The sequence below is a fragment of the Psychroflexus salarius genome, from assembly GCF_900129035.1.
In the GTDB taxonomy this organism is placed as follows: Bacteria; Bacteroidota; Bacteroidia; order Flavobacteriales; family Flavobacteriaceae; genus Psychroflexus; species Psychroflexus salarius.
On sequence record NZ_FQTW01000007.1, the window covers coordinates 26,297 to 45,897 of the forward strand.

Sequence of the window (19,601 nt, forward strand, 5' to 3'; positions counted from 1 at the left end):
TATTTCCTTAAAATTAATAGTCACCTAAAGTTTCTGGGTTTTGAGATAATGCACTTTCTAACTGAACATCATTAGGCGCTTTACCATGCCAAGCATGTGTACCCATCATAAAATCAACACCATGACCCATTTCCGTTTCCATTAAAATAACAATTGGCTTTAAGTTTCCAGTTTGAGATTTAGCTAAAGAAAGTGTAGCTTGTATGGCTTCAATATCGTTACCTTCTTTTAACTCTAGAACGCTCCAGCCAAAGGCTTCAAACTTTGCTTTTAAATCACCAAGCGCTAAAACATCATCTGTAGAGCCATCAATTTGTTTTTTGTTATAATCTACGGTCGCTATTAAATTATCAACATGATTAGCAGCTGCATACATAATAGCTTCCCAGTTTTGACCTTCTTGCAATTCACCATCACCATGTAATGTATAAACAATACTATGATCATTATTAAGCTTTTTGGCGGTAGCTGCGCCAATCGCTACTGACAAGCCTTGACCTAATGAACCTGATGCAATACGGACGCCAGGCAAACCTTCATGCGTTGTTGGGTGACCTTGTAATCTTGAGTCAATTTTTCTAAATGTTTGTAATTCTTCAACAGGAAAAAATCCAGAACGGGCTAAAACGCTGTAAAAGACAGGTGAAATATGGCCATTAGACAAAAAGAAGAGATCTTCATTTTTTCCATCCATATCAAAATCTTTTGAATAATTCATGATTTCTTGATAGAGAACTGAAAAGAATTCTGCACAACCTAGCGATCCGCCTGGGTGACCTGAATTTACCTGATGTACTTGTCGTAGAATATCACGTCTAACTTGCGTGACAAAATCTTGAAGTTGTTGTGTTGTAGACATTTATATAATAAAATTAAAAGTTGTACAAAAGTACTATTTTTATGAAAGACTTCTAGCTCAAATTTGTTTGATTTGTTGAAACTAAATAAAATTACAATTTCAATTTAGTAAAGGCTCTTAGAATAGAGTTACCTATATTTGCAGCTTAGTTGATTTTAATATGAAATTTGAGAAACTCAAAGTAGACCCACTTTCAAAAGCTCGTGCTGGAACAATTACAACCGATCACGGAACAATAGAAACGCCTATTTTTATGCCTGTTGGCACAAGAGCTACGGTTAAAGGTATTCACCAAAAAGAACTTCGAGAAGCCATAAATCCCGATATCATACTTGGTAATACTTATCATTTATTTTTAAGACCTGGTACAGAAATCTTGAAAAAAGCTGGTGGCTTACATCAGTTTATGAACTGGGATCGTAACATCCTAACCGATAGTGGTGGCTATCAAGTTTACTCACTTTCTGCAAATAGAAAGATTAAAGAAGAAGGTGTGAAGTTTAAGTCTCATATTGATGGTTCTATGCACTGGTTTACACCAGAAAATGTCATGGATATTCAACGTGAAATTGGCGCTGATATTATTATGGCTTTTGATGAATGTACACCATATCCATGTGACTATAAATATGCTAAAAGAAGCATGCACATGACGCATCGCTGGTTAGAGCGTTGCATTAAACGCATTAACGAAACCGAGCCTTTATATGGCCATCAACAAACATTGTTCCCGATTGTTCAAGGCAGTACATATAAGGATTTAAGACAGCAATCTGCAGAGTATATTGCTGGCGTTGGCGCTGAAGGTAACGCCATTGGCGGCTTATCAGTTGGTGAACCTGATGATGAAATGTATGCTATGACCGAAGTTGTTAATAACATTTTGCCAGAAGACAAACCGCGCTATTTGATGGGAGTTGGGACACCCATTAATTTATTAGAAAATATTGCTTTAGGTGTTGATATGTTTGACTGCGTAATGCCAACTCGAAATGCGCGCAACGGTATGTTGTTTACTGCCGATGGCTTCATCAACATCAAAAACAAAAAATGGGAAGACGACTTCTCTCCTATTGATGCTAACGGTTACACTTGGGTTGATACGGAATATTCTAAAGCATACTTGCGCCATCTTTTTAGCGTTAAAGAACTATTAGGACTTCAAATTGCAAGTATTCATAATTTAGGTTTTTACCTTTGGTTAGTTCGCGAAGCCAGACAACAAATTATTGATGGTACATTTAAGCCATGGAAAGAAAAAATGGTAAAAAATATGGCAACACGTTTATAAATTGAAAATACTTGATTGGTACATATTAAAACGATATTTAGGCACATTTGGTGTTCTCATTTTATTATTTATTCCAATTGGAATTGTGATTGATTTATCTGAAAAAATTGATGATATGATCGAAAATGAAGCACCACTAGATGCCATTTTGACTTATTATTTTGATTTTACAATTTATTTTGCCAACCTATTATTCCCAATACTTCTATTTTTATCCGTCATTTGGTTTACTTCAAAATTAGCTAACAATACCGAAATTATTGCATTTTTAAGTTCTGGAGTTTCGTTTTCAAGATTTCTTAGACCCTATATTATTGGCGCCACAATTGTCTGCACAATAGCTCTAGCATTTAGTTTGTATTTGTACCCGAATGCTAGTGAAGGCTACAACAAATTCAAATACACCTATTTAAAAAAAGGAAGGCAAGTCAGACAAACACAAGATATATACACCCAAGTTAATGATAATGAATTTATTTATGCAGCTAATTTAAGAACTGAAAATAAAATCGCACGTAACTTCACTTTAGAGCATTTTGAAGATAATAAGCTGAAATTTAAAATTAGCGCAAGACGTCTCAGATTCAAAGATTCAATTTACACGTTAACTAATTATGTAATGCGTAAAGTTGGAGAACGTGAAGATCAAATTATCAAAAAAAATTCATTCGATACCATTCTACCATTCAATTTTGAAGCCTTAATACCTGTAAATTATATTGCTGAGACGCTAAACTACGCAGAGTTAAATGAGTTTATAGAAAAAGAACGCAAAAAAGGCTCTGGACTTATAAATACATACTTAGTTGTGGCCTATAAAAGATGGAGCATTCCTGTTTCTGCATTTATACTTACCATAATTGCTGTTTCAGTTTCTGCAATGAAGCGACGAGGTGGCATGGGCGTTAATTTAGCAATTGGTGTTGTGATCGCTTTCACCTACATTTTTTTAGACAAAGTATTTGGCACAATTGCTGAAAAATCAACATTTTCACCATTCCTAGCCGTCTGGTTTTCAAATATTGCGTTTAGTATTTTAGCAATCATTTTACTCCAAAAAGCAAAACGATAACTAATTTTGTAACTTGATTTTACTTTTTGTAGCGGTAGTTCAAAGTGGTTTCATATATTTGTTTGCTGATTTTAAAATAAAAAATCATGGAATATTTAGAATTTGAGTTGCCTATAAAAGAACTCCAAGAACAATACGAAAAAGCCTGCAAAATCGGTGCTGATAGCGATGTTGATGTCACTGGAACTTGCCAACAACTCGAAAAAAAGATAGAAGATACAAAAAAAGATATTTATAAAAATCTTACAGCTTGGCAACGTGTCCAACTTTCTCGTCATCCTAACAGACCTTATACTTTAAACTATATTCAAGCCATTTGCGGTGATACTTTTTTAGAATTACATGGTGACCGCAACTATGGAGATGATAAAGCTATGATTGGTGGTTTAGGAAAAATTGGCAACCAATCCTATATGTTTATTGGACAACAGAAAGGCTACAACACGAAAACACGTCAGTACCGTAATTTTGGCATGGCTAATCCAGAAGGTTACCGTAAAGCCTTAAGATTGATGAAAAGTGCTGAAAAATTCAATATCCCAGTTGTCACTTTTATAGATACGCCAGGCGCATTTCCGGGTCTTGAAGCCGAAGAACGCGGTCAAGGTGAAGCCATTGCTCGTAATATTATTGAAATGAGTCAGCTTCAAGTTCCTATTATTTCAGTTATAATAGGTGAAGGTGCAAGTGGTGGCGCTTTGGGTATTGGTGTTGGTGACCGCATATTAATGCTTGAAAATACATGGTATTCAGTAATTTCTCCTGAATCATGCTCTTCTATTTTATGGCGTAGTTGGGAACATAAACAAACGGCTGCAGAGGCATTAAAATTAACTGCCAAAGACATGAAACGCCTTAAAATTATAGACCAAATTGTTAAAGAGCCATTAGGTGGCGCTCATAATGATCAAGAAAAAACTTATAAAACAGTTGCTAATACAATTACCAAAACATTCGGCGAACTTAAAAAGTTATCAGCCGAAGATTTAGTAAATCAACGTATGGAAAAATACGTTAACATCGGTGTTTATAAAGACTAATTTGAGACATACATAGAGATTAATAAATCCGAAGTAAAAATGACTTCGGATTTTTTTTAGTTGTCAACATAATTATTAAGTTATTAACAATCAAATTGTTGATGACTTGTTAATAGCAAATCTAGTCTTTTAACGTATTGACAAATTAGATTTTCATACTTTCGTTTTATGGAACAAATAAAATCAAGCCAAACAAAATCTCAACAAAACCAAGAAGTCATTAACTTACAGCGTGGCAAAATTCCGCCTCAAGCTGTTGATATTGAGGAAGTTGTTTTAGGTGCGATGCTTATCGATAAAAAAGGTGTTGATGAAACCATCGATATTTTAAAACCAGAAGCTTTTTATAAAGAGGCGCATAAACATATTTATGAAGCCATTAAATATTTATTTGAGCAAGGTCAGGCAATTGACTTGTTAACAGTCGCAAATGAATTAAAGAAAGAAAAAAAGTTAAGCCTTTGCGGTGGCGAATATTACCTCATTCAACTCACCCAAAAAGTATCTTCCTCCGCTCATATTGAATATCACGCCCGCATTATTTTACAAAAATATATTCAACGAAGCCTCATTCATATTTCAAACGAAATCATAGAAGAAGCTTACGATGAAGGAACTGACGTGTTTGATTTGTTAGATCATGCAGAATCGAAGTTATATGAAGTTACTCAAGGTAATATCAAAAAATCTTCAGAGACTGCTCAGCAATTAGTCATGCAAGCCAAAAAGCGGATTGAAGAAATTTCAAATAAAGAAGGCTTGAGTGGCATTCCATCTGGATTTAATGATTTAGACAAATTAACATCAGGCTGGCAACCAAGTGATTTAATTATAGTTGCTGCACGTCCAGGTATGGGTAAAACAGCTCTAACCTTATCGATGGCTAGAAATATTGCTGTTGGTCAAGGCGTTCCAGTAGCTTTCTTTTCCTTAGAAATGTCATCCGTACAATTAATTACACGTTTAATTTCATCTGAAACAAGTCTATCTTCTGAAAAACTTAGAACTGGTCAGCTTGAACAACACGAATGGGAATTACTCAATGTTAAAGTAAAATCTTTAGAAAAAGCACCATTATTTATTGATGATACACCATCGCTTTCAATTTTTGATTTACGAGCTAAGGCTAGACGCTTATCTTCACAACATGGTATTAAATTAATTGTAATCGACTACCTTCAACTTATGACAGGTGGCTCAAGCAATAAAAATGGAAACCGTGAACAAGAAATTTCAACCATTTCAAGAAACTTAAAAGCTTTAGCTAAAGAACTTGATGTACCAGTAATTGCTCTTTCACAGTTATCACGTGCAGTAGAAACACGAGGTGGAAGCAAAAGACCTCTTTTAAGTGATTTAAGAGAATCTGGCGCAATTGAACAAGATGCAGATATTGTATCCTTTATATTTAGACCTGAATATTATGGTATCGAAGAATGGGACGACGATGATGCCACACCAACTGAAGGTCAAGCCGAATTTATTGTTGCCAAACACAGAAATGGTGGGCTTGATAACATTAGACTTAAATTTGTCGGTCACCTTGGTAAATTTGAAAACCTCAACACCTTTGACGCACCATTAGAAGAAATTAGTTCTAGTATGAATACCGACGATCAAATTTCAACTGCTCACCTACCCAACTCTAACGATGTTTTTGGTGATGATTCACCTAACTTAAATGCCGATGATGACAACGAAGTGCCATTTTAAAAATGCTTTATGAAACTTAAACTGACTTCTTTTTTATTGTTAATTAGCTTATTCGCCAAGGCTAATTTCATCCTAATTCCGATGGATTATGAAAGTCAGAGTAATCATTTAAAAGCCTATGGTATTACTTATTGGCTATTAGAACAACAGCAAAAAGTTCAATGGCTTCTGAACCACAGAGGTGGTTCATTCTTGACAAGTTATTCAGATGATTTAAAACGAGAATGCACCATCAGAAATGTAGATTTTGAAGTGATTTCAAACACTGAAGCAAAAGGCTTACTTGAAAGCATTGATAGTCCTTCTGAAAATAAATCGGCTGTTATTCTTGAAAAAGCGCCTAAAATTGCTGTCTATACACCAACAGACAAAGCACCTTGGGATGATGCTGTAACCATGGTTTTAACTTATGCTGAAATTCCTTATGAAACAATTTATGATAAAAATGTTCTTGAAAATGAACTTTTATTATACGATTGGCTGCATTTACATCATGAAGATTTTACAGGTCAATATGGAAAATTTTATCGCGCTTATCGTGCACAATCGTGGTATATTGAAGCTAAGCGAGAAGCTGAAGTTTTAGCAAAATCTTTAGGCTACAACAAAGTTTCTAAAGAAAAATTGGCTGTGGCTAAAAAAATTAGAGATTATGTCATTGGTGGTGGATTTATGTTTGCGATGTGTAGTGCAACAGATTCGTTTGATATCGCGCTTTCAGCTGAAGGTGTTGACATCTGTGAGCCTATGTTTGATGGTGACCCAAGTGATCCAGGCTATCAGTCTAAAATAGACTATTCAAAAACATTTGCCTTTACTGATTTCATTTTAGAAAAAAGCCCGATGGTTTATGAGTATTCTTCAATTGATATGACTTCAAGACGGAAAGTCCCTATGCAAAAAGATTATTTCACTTTAAATGAATATTCAGCTAAATGGGATCCCATTCCAACAATGCTAAACCAAAACCATACCGCTTTAGTTAAAGGTTTTATGGGACAAACCACTGCTTTTAATCCAAATCAAATTAAATCTAATGTTTTAGTTCTGGGAAAAAATAAAGTGAATGGTGAAGCCCGTTACATTCATGGAATTAAAGGAAAAGGATTTTTTACATTTTATGGCGGTCATGATCCTGAAGATTACAGACATATGGTCGGTGACCCAAAAACTGAACTTAAGCTACATCCTAACTCACCTGGTTACCGTTTGATTTTAAATAATATCTTGTTTCCAGCGGCTAAAAAACAAAAGAAAAAAACTTAATCTCTAAAGAGTTTTTTCTTTCTAAGCTCAAAGTTTTGGCCTAGGTAAACTTTACGCACCATTTCATCTTCAGCGAGTTCTTCAGGAATACCGTGTTTTAAAATCTTACCCTCAAACATTAAATAGGTATGATCGGTAATAGCAAGTGTTTCTTGGACATTATGATCGGTAATTAAAATACCTATATTTTTATTTTTAAGTTGAGCAACTATTTTCTGAATATCTTCAACTGCAACGGGATCTACACCGGCAAAAGGTTCATCTAATAAAATAAATTTTGGATCAGTTGCTAAAGCACGAGCAATTTCAGTTCGTCGGCGTTCGCCACCAGAGAGTAAATCACCTCGGTTTGTTCTGATGTGATTAAGGCCAAATTCATCTATTAAACTTTCCATTTTTTCTTCGCGTTCTTGTTTATTTAAACTGGTCAGTTCAAGAACACTCATGATATTGTCTTCAATACTTAATTTCCTGAAAATTGAAGCTTCTTGGGCCAAGTAACCGATTCCATTTTGAGCTCGTTTGTACATCGGGAATTTTGTAATATTGGTATCATTTAAAAAAATCTTTCCACCATTAGGCTTAATTAAGCCAACAATCATATAAAATGATGTTGTTTTCCCTGCACCATTAGGTCCCAATAAACCAACAATTTCACCTTGACTTACTTCTAACGAAACACCTTTTACAACATTTACGCCTTTATAAGATTTAACAAGGTTTTGAGCTTTTAAAGTGGAAACTTCTTGAGACATAACTATTAATTTTGATGGCGTTTACTAATTTTTACAGTGTATAAACATATTTCAACTACACCGATAAACATGATTGTATAGGCTAAAAGTTCAATACCTTCTTGAGCGCCAGTTTTAACTGGATACACAAAATCGATTAAACTAATTGATTTTTCTCCATTTACTGTACTAATATAGCTGTTATGCATTGGTTCTAACAACCAATTCCATATCTTCTTGCTCCCAAATAATCTTGAAAAAACGTGTAGCATGATAAAACCAATTAAAAAAATGGCAAATGAATAGGTTTTAGATAACTCGACTAATTCAGCTACGAATTGCTTAAAGTTCTTGAACATTAAGTATAGAGTCAACAAAACAAATACTCCGGCAAAAACTTGCCAAGATTTATCGAACAGATTATAGTTAAGCCAGAAATCGAATTCTCGAACAAAATGGACAGCTAAAACACCTGCCAGAGAAAGGTTAAAGATCTTAAAAGCTTTAGATGTTTTACCATAATAACCTAAAAGTAGTATTGAAATTGCTAAAGAAGTTTCTTGAGCAATTTCGATGGCTGAATCTTCTAAGATTAATGCGTCTTTAAAATCGTGACGTATGATTAAAGCTACGCCAAGCATACTTATAGCGTAAATTATAAATCTAACTATTAATGGAATTAAATTTTTCATCTTATTCGTTTTGACCAAATTTATCTTCTATGGCATCCCAATATTCATAAGCACGTCTAAGATGAGGAATCACAATTGTACCTCCAACTAAAGTTCCAATACTTAAAGCTTCAACTACCTGCTCTTTTGAAAAACCAGATTTATAAGATGACTCTAGATGGTATTTCACACAGTCATCACATCTCAAAACCAGAGATGCTACTAAACCAAGTAATTCTTTCGTTTTTTTATCTAATGCACCTTCAGCAAAAGAATTGGTATCTAAATTAAAAATTCGTTTTAGGACTTTATTGTTATCCTTAAGAATTCTATCATTCATTTTCGCTCTGTAAGCGTCAAATTCATCAACTAAATCATTCATTATTTGTTTCTTTTAAGATGTTTTACGGTTTTGTTTCTTTTGTTTTCTCAGGACAAATTTTGAAATATAAATACTAATTTCATATAAAATTAACACAGGAATTGATACGATTACCTGACTAGCAATATCTGGCGGAGTGATAACAGCTGAAATAATTAAGATAAATACCAAGGCGTATTTTCGATTCTTTTTTAAGAATTGAGGTGTTACTAGCCCAACTTTAGTTAGAAAGTAAATAATAATTGGGAGTTCAAAAATTAAACCACTAGCCAAAACTGAAGCTCTTAGTAAACCAATGTAACTGCTTAAATCAAAATCATTAAAAACTTGCTCACTTACTGTGTATGAACCTAAAAAGTTAATTGATAATGGTGTAATGACGTAGTAGCCAAAAATAACACCCAAAAAAAATAAAAGTGAGGATGAAAAAATAAAAAGTCGTGCATTTTTTTGTTCATTAGAATGTAAAGCAGGCTTAATAAAAGACCAAAACTGATAAATCACATAAGGAAAAGCCACTATAAAACCAGCGGTTATAGACGTCCAAACATGGGCGCTAAATTGTCCAGCCATGGTTCGGCTTTGGATCCTAAACGGTAATTCTTCGTAACAAAAGCTTTGCTCAAAATCTAAAAAACTGGCAATATCACAAAGCACACGATAAGTATAAAAGTCGATACGCTTTGGACCAAAGATGATAACGTCAAAAATAAATTGTTTAAAAATAAAAGCTAAGGTCGCAGCAATCAATATACCTAAAACCGAACGCACTAGGTGCCACCTTAAATCTTCTAGATGATCTAAAAATGACATATTTGCAGGGTCTTTTTGTTTCTTTTTTGCCATTTATATAATGCCTTCTTTAACTAGGTTATGAATATGAACAACGCCTGCATAAGTGGTATTTTTAAGGGCAATGATTTGAGAAATATCATTAGCTTCCAAAACTTCTAAAGCATCTACAGCCATGGCATCATGTGAAATAGTTTTAGGTGAAGCGCTCATTATATCTTTTGCCTTAAGATGAGCAAAATCGTCGTTATTTTTTAACATTCGTCTTAAATCACCATCTGTAATGACGCCAATAACTTCAGTTTTATCGATAACTGCAGTTACGCCTAACATTTTTTCAGAAATCTCTACAATAACTTCTTTTATAGAGGCTTCAGGAGAAACTTGAGGTTTTTCATTTTGAGCAATTAAATCGCTTACTCTTAAATACAAAGCTTTACCTAAAGCACCACCAGGATGGTAACGCGCAAAGTCCTGGCTTGTAAAGCCGCGCAAATTCAATAAAGCTACAGCCAAAGCATCACCCATAACTAATTGAGCTGTTGTGCTTGTAGTTGGCGCTAAGTTATTTGGACAAGCTTCTTTAGAAACATAACTATTTAAAACGTGATTGGCTTGTGTTCCTAAAAATGAAGTTTTATTACCCGTAATGGCAATTAATGGATTTTTAAAATTTTTCAACAACGGTATAAGCACTTTAATTTCAGGCGTATTACCACTTTTTGAAATACAAATTACAACATCATCTTGCTGAATATTACCCAAATCACCATGAATGGCATCTGCTGCATGCATAAATATCGCAGGTGTTCCAGTAGAATTCATCGTAGCAACAATTTTATTGGCTATGATGGCACTTTTGCCAATCCCTGTAATAACAACACGACCTTTACAGTTGTAAATTAGCTTAACTGCCTGCTCAAAATCATCATTTACAGATTCTACTAAATTTGCAATCGCTTTTGCTTGCAGTTCAATTGTTTCTTTTGCTAAAGTTTGTATATTTGATGTAGACATCTCCTAAATTTAAAACGCACTTGTAAAATTGAATTAATTGCGTATATTTAAAGATGCAAAGGTAAATAAAACATCATATTATATATTAAATTGGCACAATACAATTTACACAAAGAATTAAAAAAATACTTTGGCTTTAATGAATTTAAAGGCTTACAAGAAGAGGTTATTAAAAGTATTTTAGCAGATAATCATACATTTGTTATCATGCCAACTGGTGGTGGAAAGTCACTTTGCTATCAGTTACCGGCTTTAATTAAAGAAGGAACTGCCATTGTAGTATCGCCTTTAATAGCATTAATGAAAAATCAAGTTGATGCTCTAAGAGGAATATCTGAAAATCATGGTATAGCTCACGTATTAAATTCTTCCTTAAACAAAACTCAAGTTAAACAAGTTAAGGCTGATATTTCAAATGGAATCACAAAATTACTTTATGTTGCTCCAGAATCCTTAACAAAAGATGAATATGTCGATTTTTTAAAGTCTGAAAATATTTCATTTTTAGCTATTGATGAAGCCCATTGTATTTCTGAATGGGGTCATGATTTTCGACCAGAATATCGAAATTTAAAAAAAATCATTGGCAGAATAGGTGATAACATTCCTATTATTGGACTTACAGCAACCGCTACGCCTAAAGTTCAAGAAGACATCTTAAAAAATCTTGGCATTCCTGAAGCCAAAACTTTTAAAGCTTCATTTAATAGACCCAACTTATATTATGAAATTAGGCCAAAAACAGCACAAGTTGATTCTGAAATCATAAAATTTGTAAAGCAAAATGAAGGTAAAAGTGGTATTATTTATTGCTTGAGTAGAAAGCGCGTTGAACAACTTTCACAAACTTTACAAGTTAACGGCATTAAGGCAATTCCTTATCACGCTGGTTTAGACGCCAAAACCCGAAGCAAACATCAAGACATGTTTCTAATGGAAGATATTGATGTAGTTGTGGCAACAATTGCCTTTGGCATGGGCATTGACAAACCTGATGTAAGATTTGTTATCCATAATGATATCCCAAAAAGTATTGAAAGTTATTATCAGGAAACTGGACGTGCTGGACGTGATGGTGGCGAAGGCCATTGTCTTGCATTTTACAGCTATAAAGATATTGAAAAACTAGAAAAATTCATGAGTGGTAAACCCGTGGCTGAACAAGAAATCGGTCACGCTTTATTACAGGAAGTTGTTGCTTTTGCCGAAAGTTCTGTTTCTCGACGAAAATTTATCCTACACTATTTTGGCGAAGAATTTGATAATGAAACAGGTGATGGTGGTGATATGGATGATAATGTACGTTATCCTAAATCTAAGATTGAAGCCAAAGATGAAGTCATTTTATTACTTGAAACAATTAAAGCAACTGGAAGCATTTACAAACCTAAAGATGTTGTGCAAACACTAATTGGAAAAACCAATGCTTTAATTAAATCTCATAAAACCGACCAGCAAGCCAATTTTGGAAAGGGCAAAAACAAAGACAAAAATTACTGGATGGCATTACTAAGGCAAGTTATTGTCGATGGTATGCTTCGCAAAGATATCGAAAGTTATGGCGTAGTTAAACTCACTGAAAAAGGTGAAGATTTCCTGAAAAAACCATCATCATTTATGATGACAGAAGATCACACGTTTTACGATGACCATCCACAAGCACCCAAAAAAGCAGCTGGAAGTGACGATAAACTTTTAAAACAACTTAAAGATCTTCGTAAAAAAGTGGCTAGAAAAAAAGATGTACCGCCATTTGTTGTTTTTCAAGATCCTTCTATTGAAGATATGGCACTTAAATATCCTATTACTTTAGAAGAATTGACCAATATTCATGGTGTCGGTGAAGGGAAAGCAAAAAAATACGGAAAAGAATTTATTAATTTTATTAGCAATTACGTTGAAGATAACGACATTATTAGACCAGACGATTTAGTGGTGAAATCAACTGGGGCAAATAGTGGTAATAAGCTCTATATTATTCAAAATGTTGACAGAAAATTACCATTACCTGACATTGCACAATCGAAAGGTATGGAGATGGAAGAGTTTATTAAAGAAATGGAAGCTATTGTTTTCAGCGGAACAAAACTTAATATTTCCTATTGGATAGATGATATTCTTGATGAAGAACAACAAGAAGAAATTCATGAATACTTTCTTGACGCTGAGTCTGATAGTATTGATGATGCGCTAGAAGAATTTGAAGGTGATTATGATGAAGAAGAACTTAGGCTATACCGTATAAAGTTTACCAGTGAAGTAGCCAATTAAAGCTCAACTTCTTGATATAAAAAACCCTGAATCAACTTCAGGGTTTTTTATTTATATTTAATTATCTTAGAAAAGATAATTTAAGCTTTAGGATTAAATACTTCAGCTAACATGCAGCGTGCGCTTCCGCCACCGTGTTTTTCAATAGTTTCAAGATTAGCATATAATATGTTTGTGTACTTTTCAATAGCTTCAATCTGATCTTGGCGCAAACTATTATAAGCAGTTTGGCTCATAATTAAATAACTATTGTCATTTTTACCCTTCACTTGCAGCATATTACCGGCAAATTGATGCATTTGAGCTTCGCTGATATTTATGATTTCTTTTTGGTCTTGCTTTAAACTCTTTGTCACCATCTTTTTTTCTTTCGCATCATCAATGCTGTCAAGACAAATGACTGCAAAGTCTTCAGCTATACACATCATCACATTAGTATGATAAATAGGTAATCTCTTTTCGTTAACCGTTTGATTGGCTTCAAACATAATTGGCGTAAACTCAAAATCCTCACAAAATTCAATTAATAAGTCTTCAGAAGCTCTTGGAGAAATGGCACAATAAGCTTTTCGGTTTTCTCGGTCTAAAATTAAACTTCCAGTCCCTTCTAAAAAAACTTCATCATCTTCAGCAGATGTATAATCAACAACATTATTAATTTTAAAACCGTGAGCCTCAATTTGCTCTAAAATATCAGGTCGTCTTTCTCTTCTTCTATTTTCAGCAAACATGGGATAAAGCGCTATATCGCCATTAGCATGAAACGAAATCCAATTGTTTGGAAAAATAGAATCTGGTGTATCTTGTGCTTCAATATCCTCAAGAACAATCACATTAATTCCTTTGCCTTTAAGCAGTTCGACAAAATGATCAAACTCAGATTGGGCTTTTTGATTAACTGTTGCTTCTAGTTCTTGTGTGCTTTTTTGAAAATAATTATTGACGGCTGTTTCTTCATTCATTCTGAATTTAACAGGCCTAATCATTAAAACAGTATTGGTAATTTGTGACATATTATTCTCGTATTAAGGGTAATGTTGAGCATCGCAACAAGCCTTCTTGTTTTGCTATTTCTTTGTAATTTACAGTTTCAACAGTAATGTTTCTTTCGGTTAACCATTGGTTTAAACGGCTAAATCTTTTGTCTGAAATGACGACGTCTTCAGCTATTGAAAAAATATTACTTGTCATATTAAACATTTCATCTTTATCAATTTTAAAAACATTTTCTTCTCTAAAAAATTGTACTAACCAATTGAAATCATCTGGATTTAAAAATCCATTTTCATGAATAATCGCATATTTAGAACCAACAGGCTGAAAGCAACAATCTAAATGCAAAGCGTTTTCTTTTGGGTCATCATTATTTTTGCGCAAATTGAATGCTTTAACAGTTTTATGCGGAAATAACTCTTGTAGAGCAGCAACCGCTTCAGTATTTGTTCGGGCTGTAATGAATGAAGAATAATCTTCACCTAAATAAGTGCCTACAAAAATGAAATCTCCGTGAGGCATCACATCTCCACCTTCTATATGACAATGCTCTGGAAGAACAACCACCTTTTCAGGATCAATTTGATCAATTATATGATGAATTGCTTCAATTTCTTGTTCGCGATCAGGTAAAATATTAGCTCTTATAAATTTATCGTCAATTACAAATCCAATGTCTCTTGAAAATATTTGATTATAGTTTTGTATTAATTGAGGTCTAAAAACATGGACATCATATTTTTTTAAAACTTGAGCAACTTCATCCATTTCAGAAATCATGTCTGCTTCAATCGGATAAGTTCCATTTTCAATATGCATTTTAGACTTAGGATCATAGGCCTCTTCAATGCTTGGTGTTGGTCCGTTAGAATTGGCGATGCCTAATATGACGGCTTTAAGCCTAGAGGTTTCATTTTTAATGTTGAGTGATAACATAAGTTAAATTTGTTATACAAAAGTAAACATTAAAGACTGTATTTTAATAAATCTTCAGCAACAAGTTAGGATCTGGACAATTATTTGAAAAATGCTTAAGCTTAGCTTTAGAGCAAACACCAGGAAAATCGCCAAAACGATCTCCAATGTCTCGAATTATTTGAAAATGCAAATGTGGAGCGTAACTTCCATTAACTTCAGCAGAGCCAATTTCAGCAAAGACAGAAGCCTTTGTAATGGGTTGTCCTACTTGTAAATTTTCTAGGCTTTTACGACTCAAATGCCCATAAAGTGTATAAAAAGTTTCCGCTTCAAAATCGTGCTGCAAGATAATGGTTGGTCCATAATCTCCAAGATCATGATTATCCTTAAAACTGTGCACAACCGCATCTAGTGGAGAAATAACTGCTGTATTTGCTGGACACCAAATATCTAGACCAATATGTATATCGCGTAGATTATTTGTAAAATGCGGACTCCTTTTATATAAGTCACGTTGTTCTAAATAGCCTCCAAACGCAATTGTTTTATTAGTTTGCTTTAAAAATTGATTAATAAAAGCCTGCGTTTTTTGTACAGGCTTATGCTCTAAATTTATAGATTGATTAATTGACAAATCTATTAAACCATAATCTTGCCTTTCAAATTTTGTGTCTATGATTGGTGTGAATCCTGCAGTTAATTGACTTAAAAATTGTTGAAATTTTTTCATTAAAAAAACCCCGAATTTCGGGGTAATTATTTATTAGTAAATATTTAATTTATTCGTCTAAAAGTAAATTTAAAGTAACATCGATGTTATCACGTGTGGCTCTCGAAAAAGGACAAATTACATGTGCCTGATTCATCAGCATTTCGCCAGTTTCAACTGAGTCAACACCTGGTAAATAGCCATCAATAATTGCTGCAAGTTGAAAATCGCCTTCATCGGTTTTACCAATACTTATATGTGCCGTAACGCTAAAATCACCTAAATCTTTATTATTTTCTTTAGCAACGGCTTCTAGTGCACTTCCAAAACATGCTGCATAGGCTGAGCCAAAAAGCTGCTCAGGATTAACACCATCTTCGCCACTGCCGCCCATAGCTTTTGGCATTTCGAGATTCAGATCAATAATTCCATCATCGGTTTTAACGTGGCCTTTTCGGCCACCGCTTGCAATTGCTTTTGCTGTATATAAAGTATCCATAAATAAATTTTAGTTTAAATGTAAGGCTGAAGCTTCAACTTTAAAAAAATGAATTCATAAATTTGTATTAAACTTCAATTATTTGAAAAAACCAGACACATCACATTCAGCTTTAGGTGAAGTTGATAATTCATCCCAGAAACACCTGAGCCAATCTTCCGCAGAACGCATAAAGGCTTTACGTCGGAAAAAAGTAGACCTAAAGAAATTAAGCGAAGATTTACGTAGTGGAAATTCAACAGCTTTAAGTCGTGCCATCACCTTAATTGAAAGCCAAAACAATAAACATCAAGCCCAAGTTAAGCAACTTATCGAAGCATGCTTACCACATGCTGGAGACGCAATTAGAATAGGAATTACTGGTGTTCCTGGTGTTGGAAAAAGTACATTTATAGAAAGCTTGGGATTACACTTAATTAATAAAGGGCACAAAGTAGCTGTGTTAGCAGTTGACCCATCAAGCTCTGTATCAAACGGTAGCATTTTAGGCGACAAAACCCGAATGGAGAAACTTGTTCAATCATCTAATGCTTTTATTAGACCAACTGCATCTGGCACTTCACTTGGTGGCGTTGCTCGTAAAACAAGAGAAAGTATTATTTTATGTGAAGCTGCTGGTTATGATATTATTTTAATTGAAACTGTTGGCGTTGGGCAAAGTGAAACTGCAGTACACAGCATGACAGACTTCTTTTTACTATTAAAATTAGCTGGTGCCGGTGATGAACTCCAAGGAATTAAACGTGGTATCATTGAAATGGCTGACGCAATTGTAATTAACAAAGCTGATGGACAAAATCTTGATGCAGCTAAAAGAGCAAAAGTTGAGTTTAATAGAGCCTTACACATGTATCCTCCAAAAGATAATCACTGGACGCCTAAGGTTTTACTTACTAGCGCTTTAAAGAAAAAAGGAATTGATAAAACTTGGCAACTTATATCAAAATTTATAGCGCATGTTAAAGCAAATCATCACTTTGAACTTAATCGCTTAGCGCAGAATAAGTATTGGCTACACCAAAGTATTGAAGACCAATTAAAACGCGAGTTTTATGCTAATCCAACTATAAAAAAAGCTTTAGAAAGTGAACTCAAAAAAATCGAAGCCAAACAAACTACAGCTTTTGAGGCTGCAAATGATTTACTGAAATACTACAAAACTAAGTTAGATTGAGATACTTCTTCTGAAACCACAAATTGAGCTTGTAGTACAAAGTCCCAATTATTATACCAAATAATGCGCCAACCATAACATCGGCAGGATAATGTACGCCTACATAAATCCTGGAGTAAGCCACTAAAATACACCAAACTAATAAACCTGAAAATGCATATTTATAGTAAGGTTTTAGTAATTTACCAATAAAGAAAGTTACGGCGAATGTACTAACCGCATGACCTGAAAAGAAGCCGTAAACACCGCAACGCTTAGATATAAAACGCGCTTGCATCATAAAATCTTCATTGCAAGGTCTTGGCCGCATAAAAGTATCTTTAAATAAATTGGCCAACTGATCGGTTGTTGCTATCATTAAAGCAACCGTTATTATAACTGATAATAAGCCTTTAACACCAAATGTTTTATAACATAAAAATAATAAAACAGCGTAAAGCGGGTAAGACATTTCTTTTTCGGTGATGAGCAACCATAACCAATCCCAAGTTCTAGAACCTAAGTTGTTCAGGTAAATAAATAATTGTTCATCAAACGTAATTATTGTTTCCATAATTAGTTAGCTTGATAGCGTTGCACCTCACGATCGTAAAATTCAGAAGCTTCTTTAATTAGCGTGTTTGTTTCTTCGGTAAATTCTTCTTCATTTTCTACGTCTACATCTTCTAACCATTCAATCTGGTCGTCTTTTAAATCGATGATAAACCTAGGAAATTCAGTATGAATTATAAAAATAGAATCCTTAAAATCGGTATTATCACCTAATATAAACCTAGGTAGTTTCATAAGCCTGTGTGTATTTTCCTTTACTAGAATTAGTTAAATAATTAAAACGAATATATAACATTATTGCCGAAGTTGTAAGACCCGCTAACAAGCCTAACCAAATTCCTACACTAGCAAACTGGTCTGCTTGACCTAATATAAACGAAATAGGAAAACCAATAATCCAATAAGCTATAAAACAAATCAAAGTTGGAATTTTGACATCTTGCAACCCGCGTAAAGCACCTAAAAATGCGACTTGTAATCCATCACTTAATTGAAAAATGGCTGCGATTACAAGTAATTGTGCAGCTAAGGTGATTACTTCCTGCTCATCAATATATAACGTTGGCAGAAATGATTTTAAAAGAATAAAGCCAATCGTAAATAAGCTTGCAATTAAAAAGGTTTGTATAAAAATAGAGTTGGCAATACGTCTCAGGTTGAAGTAATCACGCTTACCTTTTTGGTTAGCAACTCTAATTGTAGCTGTAACACCTAAACCAACTGCGATCATAAATGTCATAGAGACTAAATTTAAAGCTATTTGATTAGCTGCCTGAGCTTCTGTACCTAAGGTGCCCGCTAAAATTACCGATGCTGTAAAAATGCCGCCTTCAAACAACATTTGTAAAGCTGTTGGAAATCCTAAATTTATAAGACGCTTAAACACTTGTTTACTTAATGAGCGCTTAATAAGCACAAAATAAGATTTCAATTTGGGGCGATTTTTTAAAATAAAATACAATAAAACTAACATGAATACACGAGAAATTAAAGTGCCAATCGCCGCACCTTCAAGTTCAAGTCTTGGAAAAAACCAAATACCATAAATTAATAAGTAATTAAATAATACATTAACTAAATTAGAAGCAATCGTTGCGTACATGGCGTATTTTGTGAGGGATAAACCGTCAGCAAATTGTTTAAACCCTTGAAAAACCATTAAAGGTATCATTGAAAAAGCAACAATATTTAGATAAGGAATAGCTAACTCTACTACTTCATTTGGTTGATTAAGATGATATAAAATAGGTTTAGTTAATAACAATAATCCAAATAATAAAATACCAATAAACGTACACATCACCAAACCATGCTGAAAATAAAATCGCCCTTTGAGTTGATCATTTTCACCATCAGCCTCAGCAATGAGAGGTGTAATTGCAAAACTGAAACCTATACCCAAAAATAATGCAAAATACAACACAGTATTCCCAAGAGATACAGCAGCCAATGGCGCTGGGCCTAATTTACCAATCATAACGTTGTCTACAAATCCAACTAATACATGACCAAGTTGACCTAACATTACTGGCATGGCAATGATAAGGTTTTGCTTAAATTCTTTTGTATAAAGTTGAAGTTGCAAGCTAAAAATTTTAGCCTGCAAAATTAGACATTAGTTGATGCTTAAAAAAAGAATTTGAGGTTT

20 protein-coding genes are annotated in these 19,601 nt (G+C 33.9%); 7 read left to right on the forward strand and 13 right to left on the reverse strand.

The window, feature by feature from the left end; all coding sequences use genetic code 11:
- Nucleotides 1–13 precede the first annotated feature (13 nt).
- Nucleotides 14–859, reverse strand: coding sequence for a transketolase (locus tag BUB82_RS09020; RefSeq protein WP_073193299.1), 846 nt, complete (start codon nt 857–859; stop codon nt 14–16).
- A 160-nt stretch (nt 860–1,019) separates the two neighbouring features.
- Between BUB82_RS09020 and tgt the strand changes: the two genes are divergently transcribed.
- The 5 genes from tgt (at nt 1,020) to BUB82_RS09045 (ending at nt 7,241) form a co-directional block, all read left to right on the forward strand.
- The gene (tgt, locus tag BUB82_RS09025) at nt 1,020–2,150 is read left to right on the forward strand and encodes a tRNA guanosine(34) transglycosylase Tgt (protein WP_073193300.1); all 1,131 of its coding nucleotides are present in this window, start codon (nt 1,020–1,022) and stop codon (nt 2,148–2,150) included.
- A 1-nt stretch (nt 2,151) separates the two neighbouring features.
- On the forward strand, nt 2,152–3,222 hold the full coding sequence (locus BUB82_RS09030) for an LptF/LptG family permease (protein WP_073193301.1): 1,071 nt from the start codon (nt 2,152–2,154) through the stop codon (nt 3,220–3,222).
- An 86-nt stretch (nt 3,223–3,308) separates the two neighbouring features.
- Nucleotides 3,309–4,262 carry an acetyl-CoA carboxylase carboxyltransferase subunit alpha gene (locus tag BUB82_RS09035; protein ID WP_073193302.1) on the forward strand — a complete coding sequence of 318 codons (954 nt, stop codon included), beginning with the start codon at nt 3,309–3,311 and terminating at the stop codon, nt 4,260–4,262.
- 168 nt (nt 4,263–4,430) lie between these two features.
- Nucleotides 4,431–5,975: a replicative DNA helicase gene (gene dnaB, locus BUB82_RS09040; RefSeq protein ID WP_073193303.1), complete on the forward strand. Its 1,545-nt coding sequence runs from the start codon at nt 4,431–4,433 to the stop codon at nt 5,973–5,975.
- 9 nt (nt 5,976–5,984) lie between these two features.
- Nucleotides 5,985–7,241, forward strand: coding sequence for an asparagine synthetase B (locus BUB82_RS09045; RefSeq protein WP_073193304.1), 1,257 nt, complete (start codon nt 5,985–5,987; stop codon nt 7,239–7,241).
- On the opposite strand, the gene lptB is transcribed toward BUB82_RS09045, so the two are convergent.
- From lptB to BUB82_RS09070, 5 genes are read right to left on the reverse strand one after another with little or no spacing between them, the layout of a single operon-like run.
- Complete coding sequence (gene lptB, locus BUB82_RS09050; RefSeq protein ID WP_073193305.1) at nt 7,238–7,996, reverse strand: LPS export ABC transporter ATP-binding protein; 759 nt, start codon at nt 7,994–7,996, stop codon at nt 7,238–7,240. The genes BUB82_RS09045 and lptB overlap by 4 nt on opposite strands.
- Before the next feature lie 5 nt (nt 7,997–8,001).
- The gene (locus BUB82_RS09055) at nt 8,002–8,667 is read right to left on the reverse strand and encodes a hypothetical protein (protein WP_073193306.1); all 666 of its coding nucleotides are present in this window, start codon (nt 8,665–8,667) and stop codon (nt 8,002–8,004) included.
- 1 nt (nt 8,668) lies between these two features.
- Nucleotides 8,669–9,028, reverse strand: coding sequence for a carboxymuconolactone decarboxylase family protein (locus BUB82_RS09060; protein ID WP_073193307.1), 360 nt, complete (start codon nt 9,026–9,028; stop codon nt 8,669–8,671).
- Nucleotides 9,029–9,040: 12 nt separating this feature from the next.
- Complete coding sequence (tatC, locus tag BUB82_RS09065) at nt 9,041–9,874, reverse strand: twin-arginine translocase subunit TatC (RefSeq protein ID WP_073193308.1); 834 nt, start codon at nt 9,872–9,874, stop codon at nt 9,041–9,043.
- On the reverse strand, nt 9,875–10,837 hold the full coding sequence (locus tag BUB82_RS09070) for a KpsF/GutQ family sugar-phosphate isomerase (protein WP_073193309.1): 963 nt from the start codon (nt 10,835–10,837) through the stop codon (nt 9,875–9,877). It abuts the gene before it with no gap.
- A gap of 90 nt (nt 10,838–10,927) precedes the next feature.
- On the opposite strand from BUB82_RS09070, the gene recQ reads away from it, so the two are divergent.
- Entirely contained in the window at nt 10,928–13,108 is a 2,181-nt protein-coding gene (recQ, locus tag BUB82_RS09075) for a DNA helicase RecQ (protein ID WP_073193310.1), read from the forward strand.
- Nucleotides 13,109–13,188: 80 nt separating this feature from the next.
- On the opposite strand, the gene ctlX is transcribed toward recQ, so the two are convergent.
- Genes ctlX through BUB82_RS09095 form a run of 4 tightly spaced genes read right to left on the reverse strand, consistent with a single transcriptional unit; the run spans nt 13,189 to nt 16,227 of the window.
- Nucleotides 13,189–14,121 (reverse strand): citrulline utilization hydrolase CtlX, encoded by a 933-nt coding sequence (ctlX, locus tag BUB82_RS09080; protein WP_073193311.1) that lies wholly within the window; start codon nt 14,119–14,121, stop codon nt 13,189–13,191.
- A 1-nt stretch (nt 14,122) separates the two neighbouring features.
- Nucleotides 14,123–15,037 carry a dimethylarginine dimethylaminohydrolase family protein gene (locus BUB82_RS09085; protein ID WP_073193312.1) on the reverse strand — a complete coding sequence of 305 codons (915 nt, stop codon included), beginning with the start codon at nt 15,035–15,037 and terminating at the stop codon, nt 14,123–14,125.
- A gap of 43 nt (nt 15,038–15,080) precedes the next feature.
- Nucleotides 15,081–15,749 (reverse strand): peptidoglycan DD-metalloendopeptidase family protein, encoded by a 669-nt coding sequence (locus tag BUB82_RS09090; RefSeq protein ID WP_073193313.1) that lies wholly within the window; start codon nt 15,747–15,749, stop codon nt 15,081–15,083.
- Between the two features lie 49 nt (nt 15,750–15,798).
- Nucleotides 15,799–16,227, reverse strand: a complete 429-nt coding sequence (locus BUB82_RS09095) for an organic hydroperoxide resistance protein (RefSeq protein WP_073193314.1) — start codon at nt 16,225–16,227, stop codon at nt 15,799–15,801.
- A gap of 82 nt (nt 16,228–16,309) precedes the next feature.
- Between BUB82_RS09095 and meaB the strand changes: the two genes are divergently transcribed.
- A complete protein-coding gene (meaB, locus tag BUB82_RS09100) occupies nt 16,310–17,401 on the forward strand; it encodes a methylmalonyl Co-A mutase-associated GTPase MeaB (protein WP_073193315.1) in 1,092 nt (363 codons plus the stop codon).
- Here meaB and BUB82_RS09105 read toward each other — a convergent pair.
- Genes BUB82_RS09105 through BUB82_RS09115 form a run of 3 tightly spaced genes read right to left on the reverse strand, consistent with a single transcriptional unit; the run spans nt 17,388 to nt 19,538 of the window.
- A complete protein-coding gene (locus tag BUB82_RS09105) occupies nt 17,388–17,954 on the reverse strand; it encodes a phosphatase PAP2 family protein (RefSeq protein ID WP_317041055.1) in 567 nt (188 codons plus the stop codon). The genes meaB and BUB82_RS09105 overlap by 14 nt on opposite strands.
- 2 nt (nt 17,955–17,956) lie before the next feature.
- A complete protein-coding gene (locus tag BUB82_RS09110; RefSeq protein ID WP_073193317.1) occupies nt 17,957–18,187 on the reverse strand; it encodes a hypothetical protein in 231 nt (76 codons plus the stop codon).
- A complete protein-coding gene (locus BUB82_RS09115) occupies nt 18,174–19,538 on the reverse strand; it encodes an MATE family efflux transporter (RefSeq protein ID WP_073193318.1) in 1,365 nt (454 codons plus the stop codon). Before BUB82_RS09115 ends, BUB82_RS09110 begins: the two co-directional genes overlap by 14 nt.
- Nucleotides 19,539–19,601: the final 63 nt, after the last annotated feature.